We start from the raw sequence: 12,764 nt of genomic DNA, 5'->3' as shown, positions 1-12,764 counted from the left end.
AGGAAATTCATCCCAGGATATATCCTATGTCCTGACATGGGCTACCTGGCACAGCGATTCCCGCAGGAGGCGGATGTATTCTTCCATTTCCGCGCTGAGAGACATGTTCTTGAGCTGTATCCAGCCGATCGTCATGCCGCCGAATTCCCCTTTGAGGGGAATAGCCGTAATGTCGTCGCTGGCAACGGAAGGAATCAGGCAGCCCGTGCCCAGATTGTAGGCGTCCGTATGGGACAAGATGCTGAACATCGTCGAGCGGTCCGTCACGTAGACGACCTTTTGGGAGCAGATTTCCGGTATGACGAATTCTTCGGAAAACTGATAGGGATCGCCTCCCTGCTCATACCGCACATAGGGATAGCGGGCCAGCTTCTGCACGGTCAGCGATTTCTGCCCCGCCAGGGGATGACGCTTGCTGAGATAGACGTAGGGCGGGAATTTATAAAAGGGGATAAACTCCAAGTTGTTTTTCTCAAACAGCCGGTGCATATACGAGGCGATGAGGTCGGACACATATAAAATCCCGATCTGGCTGTCCTGCACGAGGACGTCCTGTACGACCTGCAGCGTCTTGACCTCCCGAATGCGCGCGACGTAGCCCGCCGCGCCGGCCTTCCGCTGCATGAACCGTATCAGCGCGTCGACGGGGAACATGTAGTGCTGCGACGATACGGACAGATAGATATCCTTTTCCTTAGGCTGGCCCTGAGAGAAATACTCGTAGATGTCGTCGGACGCGTCCAGAACCCGATGGGCAAACTGGAGAAATTTCATGCCGTCTTCCGTAAACGACGCGCCGTGACGGCCGCGCTTTAAAATCGTAATGTGAAATTCGTCCTCTACGTCCTTAATGGCCTTGCTCAGGCTCGGCTGGGCAATAAACAGCCGATGTGCCGCCTCCGTAATGGACCCGCACTTATACACCTCTACGATGTACCTAAGCTGCTGCAGCGTCATATTTTGTCGCCTCCTCGTTGTTCCATAGTTTTTATCTATGGTTTATTGGCATTACCCGATATTATTCAAGTCAAAGTATAGCTGATATACTTTGAGATAGCAAGAGGGCCCGATAAGCCCTCGCCATTCGGATTTATATACATGCCGATAGTATGACAAGGAGGCTGGTACTTATGAAACGAGAGGAATTGATGAATTTAGGATTTGCCACGCGGGCCATTCACGGCGGAGCCGCGCCCAATACGTTCGGAGCCTTATCCGCCCCGATCTATCAGACGTCGACCTTCGTGTTCGACTCGGCCGCCCAGGGCGGCAGCCGCTTCGCCCTGCAGGAGGACGGCTACATTTACAGCCGCCTGGGAAATCCGACCTGCGCCGTCGCCGAAGAAAAAATCGCCCTGCTGGAAGGCACGGAGGCCTGCGTGTCTGCCGGTTCGGGCATGGGCGCTATTTCCTCGGCCCTGTGGACCCTTCTGGAGCAGGGCGGCCACCTCGTAGCCAGCGAAACGCTGTACGGCTGCACCTTCGCCCTCATGAACCACGGCCTGACCCGCTACGGCGTCGACGTGACCTTCGTCGACATGACCGATCTGGACGCCGTGCAGAAGGCCCTGCGCCCTGACACGAAGGCCGTCTACCTGGAAACGCCGGCCAATCCGACGCTGAAGATCATGGACATTGAAAGCATCAGCGCCATGGCCCACCAGATCGAGGGCTGCCAGGTCGTCGTCGACAACACCTTCTGCACGCCCTACATCCAGCGGCCCGTCGAATTGGGCGCCGATATCGTCGTCCACTCGGCGACGAAGTACCTGAACGGCCACGGCGACGTCATCGCCGGCTTCGTCTGCGGCCGCAAGGACTACATCGACCAGGTCCGCCTCTTCGGCATCAAGGACATGACGGGCTCCGTCCTGAGCCCCTTCGACGCCTTCCTCATCGCCCGCGGCCTGAAAACGCTGGAAATCCGCATGGAACGGCACTGCGCCAACGCCATGAAGGTAGCCGCATTCCTGGAAGGCCACCCGGCCGTAGCCTCAGTCAGCTATCCCGGCCTCAAGAGCTTCCCCCAGTACGACCTGGCTAAGAAGCAGATGGCCCTGCCCGGCGGCATGATTTCCTTCGAGCTCAAGGGCGGCAAGGCCGAAGGAGCCGTCGTCATGGACAACGTGAAGCTCTGCAAGCTGGCCGTATCCTTAGGCGACGCCGAAACCCTCATCGAGCACGCCGCATCCATGACTCATTCGACCTACACGCCGGACGAATTAAAAATGGCCGGCATCAGCGAAGGGCTGGTCCGCCTGTCCGTAGGGCTAGAAAACGCAGAAGACATCATCGCCGACCTGGAACAAGCTTTGAACTTGATTGCAAAATAAGTGTCCCCTCTTCATAAAAAGACTCGTACGCTTCCGTGCAGTACGAGTCTTTTTGCATTCCCTTATACGGGATAATAGCGGAACAATCCGCCCTGCTCTTCCCGGCGCAGCTGACCGTGATGGAGCAGGTATTCGATGTGGGCCAGGGTCTCGCCCATGGCGAACCATTTCTGCGTCGGCGGGAATTCATGCCACTTCTTGCCGCGCATGGACCAGGTCATATGGGGAGCGATGTCGTAGGCCGTCGAGCCCGGCTGGGCGGCGGCGATGGACAGGACTTCGTTCAGGCGGCGGCGGTGATGTTCCTTGATTTCGTCGATGCGCCCGACGATGGACGTATTCCCCTTGCGGTGTCCCGGCAGGGCCAGCTTGACCGGCAGGCTCCGCACCTTTTCCAGGCTTTCCAGATAATGATCCAGGGAATCGCTCATGTTGGGCCACACCTGGATGTTCGGCGTAATGTCGAAGAGGATGTGGTCGCTGGTGAAGAAGATTTCCTGCTCCGGCAGGTAGAGGCAGCAGATGCCCTTCGTGTGTCCCGGCGTGTGAATGATGTGAAAGTCGATGTCGGCCAGGCGCACGACGTCGCCGTCGGCTACGGCATGGATGGGAAAATCGATGCGCGGCGAGTAGCGGCGGGCCTGATTAGTGAACTGGCTCTTGATGTCCTCCGGCGGCATGCCTTCCTTCATGTACGTGTCTTCGATGAACTGCCAGGCTTGTCCGGCGTGTTCGTCGCACAAATAGGTATAGTCTATTTCATTCATGTATACGGGGCAGCCGGCGGCGGTAAACAAGCCGACGAGGCCGCTGTGGTCGCCGTGGAGGTGGGTCAGAAACAAGTCCGTCCGGCTCAGGTCGACGTCCAGCTCGCGCAGGCCGCCGCACAAGGCCGCCTGGCATTCGGGCCGGTTGAACCCCGTGTCGATGACCAGGTGGCGCGTCGGCCCCTTGACGACGTACGAGTTGAGGTATTTCAGGGGGTTGTCCGGCAAATCTACGTGAATCTGGTAGATGTCGGGGTTGTGGTACAGCTGTTGGATCATGCCGATTCGCTCCTTTGCAGCAAATAATATCACAGGATATAGCAAGCAGCAGGCTGCCCCGCGGGACCGGCCTGCTGCTTCGTTGTTATTCCGTTACGATTTCCGCTTTGAATACGTTGATGACGTCGGCGTCGGGGCAGCAGAAGACAGCCGTGCCCTCGGGCTGTCCCGGAATGGCGCCGCCATAGCGCAGGATATCGACGTAGGGAAAGGCGACGTGCATCGCCATGGGGCAGAGCTTGCCCCGCTCCGTGTCGTAATCAAAGGTATCGCCGATGCGGTGGCCCCGATGGCATCCGCAGGGGCCCTTCTTATCGATGAGCGTCAGCTTGATCTTCGGCCGCGTCATCCTTCGTCACCGGTGATGCCGAAGATGCGCTTGCCGTTTTCCAGGGTAATCTGCCGCACTTCTTCCGTCGTCATGCCCCGCAGGCGGGCGATTTCGTCGGCTACGTACTGGACGTAGGCCGGTTCGTTCCGCTTGCCCCGGTACGGCGGCGGCGTAAGGTACGGGCAGTCCGTTTCGATGAGGATGCGGTCGATGGGCAGTTCGGCGGCGATGCGCTTGAGCTTCGTCGACTTCGGGAAGACCATAGTACCTGTAAAGCCGATGTAATAGCCCATCTTGATGAGCTCCTCGGCCATTTCGAGGCTCCCCGAATAGCAGTGGAAGACGCCTCGCGTCCCCTTGCCGTATTTGCGCAGGAGGTCCATCGTGTCGCCGTGGGCTTCCCGGTCATGAATATCCAGGGGCATGTCGAATTCGAGGGCCATCTTGATCTGCTCGATGAATACTTCCTGCTGGATTTCATGGGACGGCTCGGGCCAGTAATAATCGAGGCCGACTTCGCCGATGGCTACGACTTTCGGCTCCGTCCGGAGCCACTGGCGAATCTGCTCGAAGCCTTCGGGCGTCGCCGACGCCGCGTCTTCGGGATGAATGCCGACGGCGGCGTAGACCTCCTTGTACTGATGGCTCAGGGCGACGGCCGCTGCAGACGACGGCACGTCCGTACCGGGACACATCATGTATTTCATGCCGGCGTCCAGGGCCCGCTGAATCATGTCTTCCCGGTCTTTGTTATACGAGCCCGACGTAATGTGGCAGTGCGTATCGAACAGCATCAGCGCACCCGGCTTCCCGGCGCCATGCCGTCGGCAAAGACGACCTGCAGGTTGCCGTTGCCGTCGGAGGCTGCCAAAATCATGCCCTTCGATTCGACGCCGCACAGCTTCACGGGCTTCAAGTTCGTCACGACGACGACGCTCTTGCCGACGAGGTCCTGCGGTTCGTAGTATTGGGAAATGCCGCTGACGACTTGGCGCGTTTCCGTGCCGAGGTCGATCTGCAGCTTCAGGAGTTTTTTCGCCTTGGGAATCTTGTCGCAGGCGACGACCTTGCCGACGCGCAGATCCACAGCGCCGAAATCGTCGATGGAGATTTCCGGCTTCGTCGGTTCCTGCGCTGCCGGGCAGGCCTGGGCCGCTTTCTTGGCCGCTTCGTCTTCGGCGATTTCTTCCTTCAAGTCGTACCGCGGGAAGAGGGCATTGCCCTTGCAGACCTTCGTACCGGCCGGATAGCCGCCCCAGGTCTGGCCGTCGGAAAGGAGAGCCTTGTCGAAATCGGACAAGCCGAGCTGTTTCCACATGTCGGCGGCGCTGACGGGGATGAAGGGGCTGACGAGGAGGGCGATGACCCGCAGCGATTCGAGGAGGTTGTACAAGACGGTCTGGAGGCGTTCGGCCTTGGCTTCGTCTTTGGCCAGGACCCACGGCGTCGTTTCGTCGATGTATTTATTGCTGCGGCGGATGAGGCCCCAGACGTCGTTGATGGCGTCGTTGATCTTCATGTCGTCCATGAGGGCTTCAAACTGCTTGGCCGTTTCGACGGCGCAGGCTGCCAGTTCGTCGTCGACAGGTTCCTTCACCGTCGGGCCGGCGGCGACGCCGCCTTCGTATTTTTCGACCATGGCCAGGGTGCGCTGCAGGAGGTTGCCCAGGTCGTTGGCCAGGTCGGAGTTGATGCGGTTGATGAACGACGGCAGGGAGAAGTTGCCGTCCTGACCGAGGCGCACTTCCTTGAGCAGGTAGTAGCGCAGGGCGTCGGCTCCGTACCGTTCGATGAGGGGGATGGGGTCGACGACGTTGCCCAGGGACTTGCTCATCTTCGTGCCGTCGACGATGAGCCAGCCGTGGCCGAAGACCTTCTTCGGCAGGGGCAGGCCGCAGCTCATGAGCATGATCGGCCAGATGATCGTATGGAAGCGGACGATTTCCTTGCCGACGAGGTGCAGGTTGGCCGGCCAGAATTTTTCAAATTTTTCCGGGTCGTCGATGTAGCCCGCCGCCGTCAGGTAGTTTGCCAGGGCGTCGAACCAGACGTATACGACGTGCTTCGGGTCCCAGGGCACCTTGATGCCCCAGTCGAAGGACGTGCGGGATACGCACAGGTCTTCGAGGCCGCTCTTGACGAAGGCGATCATTTCGTTGCGCCGCGATTCGGGCTGGATGAAATCGGGATTTTCTTCGATGAATTTCAGCCAGCGGTCGGCGTATTTATTCATTTTCAGGAAGTAGGCTTCTTCCTTGACCAATTCGAGGGGACGGCCGCAGTCCGGGCAGATGTGCTGTCCTTCAGGCAGCTTGTTTTCCGGCCAGAAGGATTCGCAGGGCGTGCAGTACCAGCCGGCGTATTCACCCTTGTAGATGTCGCCGTTGTCGTAGGAAATCTGCATGAGCTTCTGTACGACCTTTTCGTGCCGTTCTTCCGTCGTGCGGATGAAGTCGTCGTTGGAAATGTTGAGCTTTTTCCAGAGCTGCTGGAAGAGGGCGACGATTTCGTCGACGTATTCGATAGGTTTGACGCCTTTGGCTTCGGCGGCACGCTGGATTTTCTGGCCGTGTTCGTCCGAGCCGGTCAGGAAAAAGACGTCGTCGCCGCGGAGGCGGTGGAAACGGGCCAGCGAGTCGGCGATGGTCGTGCAGTACGTATGCCCGATGTGCAGCTTGGCGCTGGGGTAGTAGATGGGAGTCGTAATGTAATAGGTCTTCTTTTCAGCCATGAGTTCTTTTCCTCCTATGCCGGCAAATGAGCCGGCTTATGATAACGTGAGCGCAGCCTGATAGACGCTGCGTTTCGGCGCGCCGCAGCGCTTGGCTACGATGCGGACAGCTTCTTTTTTATCGACGCCCTGATCCATGAGCTTCCGGACCTGGGCGGCGTAATCGCCGTCGCCGGCAGGCGTATCTTCCGAATCGGTCGCCCCGGCGACGAGAATGACAAATTCTCCGCGCGCCCCCTGTTCGGCCAGCTCCTGCGTCACCTGGCTCAGGGGGCCGCGCATATATTGTTCGTACCGTTTAGTCAGTTCCCGGCAGATGACGGCCTGCCGGTCTCCCAGGACGTCGATGAGCTCCCGGAGCACCGTCTGGATGCGATGGGGCGCTTCGTAAAAGATGAGCGTCCCGCCGTAGCTCTTCACGCGCTCCAGCACGGGCCGGCGATGCTTCTGCGTCTTGGGCAGAAAGCCGATAAAGGTAAACTGCGTCGTGTCCATGCCCGACGCGATGAGGCCCGTCAGGCCGGCGTTGGCCCCGGGCAAGGGCACGATGGGGATATCGGCCTCGATAGCCAGCCGCACGAGGTCGCTGCCGGGGTCGCAGATGGCCGGCATGCCGGCGTCGCTGACCAGGGCCACCATCTGCCCCTGGCGGAGCAGGTCGATGAGCTGGGGCCCTTTTTCGGCCTTGTTATGCTCATGATAGCTCGTCAGGGGCGTATCGATACCGTAGGCCGCCAGAAGCTGCTTCGTATGGCGCGTGTCTTCGGCGGCGACGACGTCGGCCTCGCGCAGGCAGCGGACGACGCGGTACGTAATATCTTCCAAATTTCCTATGGGCGTCGCGCACAAATAGAGCGTTCCCTTTTGAAAAACTTCAGCCATCGTATCTCCTTTCCCCTATTCCTTTCCGTACATATCCAATACGGCCCGGCTGTACGAGCCGTCTGCTTCGTGGACGATGAGGGGCGGCCATATTTCTAAGCCGGCGCTGCCGCCGCGGACGCCTTCGACGAGAAAGAGCTTGGCCTTTTTATCGGGCCGTCCGTGAATCATCTGCAGCGTCTTGGGCTCTACGCCGTGGCGGCGCATGGATTCCAGTATGTCCGTCAGCCGTTCCGTAATGTGGACCATGCGGAACCGCCCCCGGTATTTCAAGGCGTATTTGACGGCTTCCATCACGTCGTCCAAGGTAGCCGTCTCTTCGTGGCGGGCCCGGCGTATGCCGTCGGTCTCGCTGTAGGCGCCGCGGCTCTTTTCCCGGTACGGCGGGTTGGCGTAGACGACGCTGTAATGGCCGCTGGGCGACCATTCCTTAATGCGGCGGTAGTCGCCTTCGACGATGCGTATCCTGTCGTCCCGCCCGTTGAGGGCCGCGTTGCGGCGGGCGATGTCGGCCATGACCGGATTGAGCTCTACGCCCGTCACGTCCGTCGCCCCGCGGGCCGTCAGGATGAGGGGAATGGCCGCCGTCCCCGTCCCCAGGTCGAGAGCCGGGCCGCGCAGGACCGGGCCGAAATGGGCCAGGAGCACCGTATCGATGGAAAAGCAGAATTGGTCATCCCGCTGGATGAGCTTCATGCCGTCCAATACGAGGTCGTCGAGGCGCTCGTGGGGCCGCAGGATATCAGTCATGTTCCACTTCCGCCACGTCGGACCAGGACACGTTGATGGTATGGCCGTTTTCCAGCTGTACCTTGACGGTGTGGTCCTTCATGTGGACCCGCAGGACCGTGCCCGTCCCTTCGTCGGTAATGACCTTGCGGCCTACGGCCGGCGGCTTCTGCTGCTCCGCCTTCTGCTGGCAGCTTGCGCATTTCAGCTCGCCCGACGTGTACAGGGAGTTTTCATAGCGCAGGCAGCACATGAGGCGGCCGCAGATACCGGAAATCTTCGTCGGGTTCAGGCTCATGCCCTGGCTCTTGGCCATGCGGATCGACACGGGCTTGAAATCGCCCAGGAAGGTGGCGCAGCACAGGGGCCGGCCGCAGCAGCCGATGCCGCCGACCATCTTCGCTTCGTCGCGCAGGCCTATCTGGCGCAGCTCGATACGGGTGCGGAACACGGCGGCCAAATCGCGGACCAGCTCGCGGAAATCGATGCGCCCGTCGGCCGTAAAAAAGAATATGATCTTGCCCATGTCGAAGGTGTAGTCCACGTCGATGAGCTTCATGGGCAGCTTATGCTTGGCAATTTTTTCCTGGCAGATGCCGAAGGCTTTCTTTTCCCGCTCTTTGTTGCGTTCTACCTGGCGCAGGTCCTTGGCCGTGGCCTTCCGGATGATCGGCTTCAAGGGCTGCACCACCTCGGCCGAGTCGACGCTGCGCGGGGCGATGACGACGGAGCCGTATTCCATGCCCCGGGCCGTCTCGACGATAACGCCGTCTTCCAAATCCAGGGGGATGCCCGTCGGATCGAAATAATATATCTTACCAGCAGGTTTAAATCGTATACCTACTACTATCAACTAAATACCTCCTTTGGCCTGTATGCACTGTATACAGACGTAATCCCATACAAGGCGCGTATTGACGTGGCGGCCTGCCGCTTCCATGCCTTCGTCGAAGGCCCGGAGCATGGCGAATATGGCCTCGTCTGTCCAATAAGTCATGAGCTTCATCATGTCGCCGGTGTGCCGTTTCAGCCGCAGCAATGACGGCTCGGCGCCGCTGCGCAGCACGGCCATATCCCGCAGGAACATGCCGGCCCAACGCAGCGTTTCTATCGTTTCCGTTTCGGTCATATCGGCGCAGACGGACAGCCACTTGGCGTAGGGGCAGCGGTGCGTCGCCGCGATGCGGAGAAATTCCAGGGCCCGCGCCGCCTCCTGGCCCCCGCCGCCGTCCAGATGGGCCAGGACGGACTGGACGATGCCGCCGCCCCAGGCCACGGCCTGCTCGTAATCGGCAGGCCGGCCGCCGCGCAGGCGAAGGAGCCCCTCCGTCAGCTCCGCGTCGCCGACGGGCTCGAAGGCGATCTCAGCGCAGCGGGACACGATCGTCGGCAGCAGCAGAGACGGCTGGTCCGTCACGAGGATGAAGCAGACGCCCTGCGGCGGTTCTTCCAATATTTTCAGCATGCGGTTGGCAAACTCGGCATTCATCGTCTCTACGTGGTCGATGATGCAGACCCGCATGCGGCCGGCCCGTCCCTGCAGTATCAGCCGGCTCTGGAGCTGGCGGAACTGGTCCACCTTCAGCATCGCCCCCTGCGGCGCTACGTAATAGGCCTCGTCTCCGTCGGCCGCGAAGGGCCCGTCGCCTTTCATGTCCTGACCGGCAAAGACGCGGCGGCCGGCCAGGGCCGACGCGACGGCAAAGGCCATCATCGTCTTGCCGACGCCGGACGGTCCGGCAAAAATCATGGCGTGAGGCAGGCGTTCCTTTTCCATCAGGCGGATCAGCCGCTCCTTGATGGCGCCGTGGCCGATAATATCCCGAAAATACTGCTCGTACATGGCCTGCCTCCTGTCGCCGGAAAAATCATCTTAACTAATTTATTATAAAAAAAAATGGCGGTAAAGTCTAGGTTCACCGCCAAATTCAGCCGTTTCCGGCCCCCTATTTCCACAAGGCCCGGACGGCCTCGTACACGTCGTCGCAAATCGCCTCAGGCGTGCGCATCGCCAGGCCGTCGGCGCAGGCAATGCGCTGCCAGCCGTACCGCTTCGCCAGCACGTCGTAGGCGTCGTGGCACTTCCGCAGGAAGCCTTCGTTTTTCTCGTGGATGTCGCCCGTGCGTCCGCCGGTCTTTCCCGTCCGGCCGGCCATGAGCCGCTCCGTCACCGCCAGGGGCACGTCCAGGAGAACGACCATGTCCGGCTCGGGCAGGCCCAGCTTGCCGAACTCGAAATCCCACAGCCAGTCCAGGTAGGCCTCCTGCGCCGCCGCGTCGTCTATTTTAATCATCTGATACAGCATGTTGCTCGTCGTATACCGGTCGGCGACGACGATGCCGCCGTCCTGCAGAAACGATTTCCACTGCGTCTGGTACGACGCGAAGCGGTCGACGGCGTAAAAGGCCGACGCCGCGTAGGGGTTGACCCCGTCGGCGTCGCCGCCGAAGTCGCCGCGCAGGTACATCTTGACCAGCGCGCTGGAATCACTGTCGTAATCGGGAAAGCTGACGGACCGCACCGGCCGGCCTTCCGCCGCCAGCCGCTCGACGAGCATAGCCGTCTGCGTCGCCTTGCCGCTGCCGTCGCCGCCTTCGATGATAATCAATTTTCCTCTCATATCTATTATCCTTCTTTGATCACGCGAATCGTGCCGAGGATCCCGTCGGCCGGGCCGTTGGGACTATAGCCTCGCGCTAATTTTTCCTTTATATATATCATGACGTCGGCCGTAATCTCTTCTCCCAGCCCGACGGCGGGAATGCCCGGCGGATAGAAGGTCACCGTCTCGGCGGCGACGCGTCCCAAAGACTCGGCAAAGGGCACGGCCTCCGTCTCGGCATTCCAGGCCTCCTGGGGCGGCACGACGACGCGGGGGACCGGCAGGGGCAGCTCCGCCATCCGATGACTGGTTCCTGCCGTCCGTCCCGCTTGTCCTTCGGCGACGCGGCGGCACGCCCGGCACAGCGTCCGGGCCGACTCTTCGTCGTCGCCCATCGTGATAAGGGCCAGCACGTGATTCCCTGCCGTCAGCTCCGCCTCGACGCCCTCCTGCCGCAACAGTTTTTCAGCCTGCCTGCCGTCCATCCCCAGGCCGGAGAAATCGATAGTCACCTTCGTCTCGTCGAAGGCCCCGACGGCGTCGTAGGCCGTGATTTCCGTCCCAAAGGAATACAGGCCGTCTATGCCGTTGAGTTCCGAGCGCACCTGGCGGGCCAGCCCGACGGCCTGCCCGACGAGTTCCGTCCCATGAAAGGCCAGCTGCCGGCGGGCGCTGTCCAGGGAGGCCAAAAACCAGTAATGGGGGCTCGTGGACTGGACGAGGGCCATGGCCGCAGCGACCTTATCCGTCAGGGGAAAACCGCGGCGGCAGTGGAGCATCGACGTCTGCGTCAGAGACCCTGTCAGCTTATGGGTACTCTGGGCCGTGCAGTCGGCGCCGCAGGACAGGGCATCCTTCGGCAAGTCGCCGCAAAAGGGCAGGTGAGCCCCGTGGGCCTCGTCGACGAGGACGACCATCCCCTGCTCATGGGCATAGCGGGCCATGTCCTCCAAATTTCCGGCGATGCCGTCGTACGTCGGGTAGGTGAACAAGACGGCCTTGGCCTGCGGGCAGGCGGCAATGGCGGCCTGTAAGCTTTCCAGGTCAGGCCCCAGAGAAATCTGCTCTTTTTCGGCAAAGCGGCTTTCCATGTACACCGGTATGGCGCCGCTCAGGATGAGGCCGCCCATGACCGACCGGTGGGCCTCCCGCGGAATGATGATATAATCGCCGCGTCGGCAGACAGCCAGTATCATGGCTTCGATGCAGGCCGTCGTGCCGTTGACGGAAAAGAAGGTCCGTCCCGCGCCGTATAGGTCCGCCGCCAGCTCCATGGCCTCCTTCAGCGGCCCTTCGGGCTGGAACAAATCGTCCAGCGCGTACATCAGCCCCAAATCGCGGCGCAGGGCGTCGCCGAACAGGCCGCGCTGATACGCTGAGCTGCTCCGCCCGCCCTTGTGCCCCGGCGTGTGAAAGGGCGTCATGCCCAGCCGGCAGTAGGCTTCCAGCGCCTCGACAAAGGGAGCCCGTTCCTGTCTCTTTCTATCCATTTGCATCTCCTCAATCAATCGCTAAAAAATCGCGCAGCAGCTCGTAGCTCCGCTCGTAAGCAAAGCCCTTCATCTGCCGCAGGGACCGCCGCAGGGAGCCGTGAATCCGGTAGGTGTGAAACTCTTCCGGCGACACCCAGCGATAGGCCAGATGCTCGTCCGACAAGACGACATCGCCGCTGTCTGCCAGGGCCGAAAAGATGACGCCGTTTAAAAACTGGCCGTCTCGCTTCTGGTAGCTCCAAATGCCGACAGGCGCTTCGAGATCCACAGTCAGTCCCGTTTCCTCCTGCACCTCCCGGCGCAGGCCGGCTTCGAAATCCTCCGTAAAATGCAGGCCGCCGCCGGGAAATTCCCAGTGGTGGAGCCCTTCGGCGTCGTTTTTCTGCAGCAGCAGCAACCGCCCTTCAAAAAATACCATGGCTTTTACGCTCAGTCCCATAATTACCCGTTCCTCTTGGGCCATCCTAATTCCTCCATCTCCATGCCAACAGATTTTCTGTTATTATACCATAGGACAGACGCCGCGAGTAGATTGGCCGCGAAGAATACAGAATCGCCGCCATCTGTCTCATTTACTCCTGCCATATAATGCGGTAAAATGGGTATACAGTTTACG

Annotated in this window: 13 protein-coding genes; 1 reads left to right on the top strand and 12 read right to left on the bottom strand. The window is 60.5% G+C overall.

What is annotated here, in order from left to right:
* Nucleotides 1-24: 24 nt before the first annotated feature.
* The gene (locus B5F80_RS09440; RefSeq protein ID WP_087478578.1) at nt 25-957 is read right to left on the bottom strand and encodes a LysR family transcriptional regulator; all 933 of its coding nucleotides are present in this window, start codon (nt 955-957) and stop codon (nt 25-27) included.
* A gap of 173 nt (nt 958-1,130) precedes the next feature.
* Between B5F80_RS09440 and megL the strand changes: the two genes are divergently transcribed.
* The gene (gene megL / locus B5F80_RS09435) at nt 1,131-2,333 is read left to right on the top strand and encodes a methionine gamma-lyase (RefSeq protein ID WP_087478577.1); all 1,203 of its coding nucleotides are present in this window, start codon (nt 1,131-1,133) and stop codon (nt 2,331-2,333) included.
* A 62-nt stretch (nt 2,334-2,395) separates the two neighbouring features.
* On the opposite strand, the gene B5F80_RS09430 is transcribed toward megL, so the two are convergent.
* The 11 genes from B5F80_RS09430 to B5F80_RS09380 all read right to left on the bottom strand — a co-directional run bounded on the left by B5F80_RS09430 (nt 2,396) and on the right by B5F80_RS09380 (nt 12,611).
* Complete coding sequence (locus B5F80_RS09430; protein ID WP_087478576.1) at nt 2,396-3,379, bottom strand: MBL fold metallo-hydrolase; 984 nt, start codon at nt 3,377-3,379, stop codon at nt 2,396-2,398.
* 85 nt (nt 3,380-3,464) lie between these two features.
* Nucleotides 3,465-3,728 carry a TIGR04076 family protein gene (locus B5F80_RS09425; RefSeq protein WP_087478575.1) on the bottom strand — a complete coding sequence of 88 codons (264 nt, stop codon included), beginning with the start codon at nt 3,726-3,728 and terminating at the stop codon, nt 3,465-3,467.
* Nucleotides 3,725-4,504: a TatD family hydrolase gene (locus B5F80_RS09420; protein ID WP_087478574.1), complete on the bottom strand. Its 780-nt coding sequence runs from the start codon at nt 4,502-4,504 to the stop codon at nt 3,725-3,727. Before B5F80_RS09420 ends, B5F80_RS09425 begins: the two co-directional genes overlap by 4 nt.
* Complete coding sequence (metG, locus tag B5F80_RS09415) at nt 4,504-6,441, bottom strand: methionine--tRNA ligase (protein ID WP_087478573.1); 1,938 nt, start codon at nt 6,439-6,441, stop codon at nt 4,504-4,506. Before metG ends, B5F80_RS09420 begins: the two co-directional genes overlap by 1 nt.
* A gap of 36 nt (nt 6,442-6,477) precedes the next feature.
* Nucleotides 6,478-7,323 carry a 16S rRNA (cytidine(1402)-2'-O)-methyltransferase gene (rsmI, locus tag B5F80_RS09410; protein WP_087478572.1) on the bottom strand — a complete coding sequence of 282 codons (846 nt, stop codon included), beginning with the start codon at nt 7,321-7,323 and terminating at the stop codon, nt 6,478-6,480.
* A gap of 15 nt (nt 7,324-7,338) precedes the next feature.
* On the bottom strand, nt 7,339-8,073 hold the full coding sequence (locus B5F80_RS09405) for a methyltransferase domain-containing protein (protein ID WP_087478571.1): 735 nt from the start codon (nt 8,071-8,073) through the stop codon (nt 7,339-7,341).
* Nucleotides 8,066-8,905 (bottom strand): stage 0 sporulation family protein, encoded by an 840-nt coding sequence (locus tag B5F80_RS09400; protein WP_087478570.1) that lies wholly within the window; start codon nt 8,903-8,905, stop codon nt 8,066-8,068. The genes B5F80_RS09405 and B5F80_RS09400 overlap by 8 nt, the downstream gene beginning before the upstream one ends.
* Nucleotides 8,906-9,895, bottom strand: a complete 990-nt coding sequence (locus tag B5F80_RS09395; protein ID WP_087478569.1) for an AAA family ATPase — start codon at nt 9,893-9,895, stop codon at nt 8,906-8,908.
* A gap of 103 nt (nt 9,896-9,998) precedes the next feature.
* Nucleotides 9,999-10,673, bottom strand: coding sequence for a thymidylate kinase (locus B5F80_RS09390; RefSeq protein WP_087478568.1), 675 nt, complete (start codon nt 10,671-10,673; stop codon nt 9,999-10,001).
* Nucleotides 10,674-10,678: 5 nt separating this feature from the next.
* Complete coding sequence (locus tag B5F80_RS09385; protein WP_087478567.1) at nt 10,679-12,145, bottom strand: aminotransferase class I/II-fold pyridoxal phosphate-dependent enzyme; 1,467 nt, start codon at nt 12,143-12,145, stop codon at nt 10,679-10,681.
* Nucleotides 12,146-12,155: 10 nt separating this feature from the next.
* Nucleotides 12,156-12,611, bottom strand: coding sequence for an NUDIX hydrolase (locus B5F80_RS09380; RefSeq protein WP_087478566.1), 456 nt, complete (start codon nt 12,609-12,611; stop codon nt 12,156-12,158).
* Nucleotides 12,612-12,764 lie beyond the last annotated feature (153 nt).

It is taken from the genome of Megasphaera sp. An286 (assembly GCF_002163455.1).
Lineage (GTDB): Bacteria > Bacillota > Negativicutes > Veillonellales > Megasphaeraceae > Megasphaera > Megasphaera stantonii.
The sequence above is the reverse complement of the archived record's forward strand: the minus strand, read 5'-3'. Positions and strand labels throughout refer to the sequence as shown.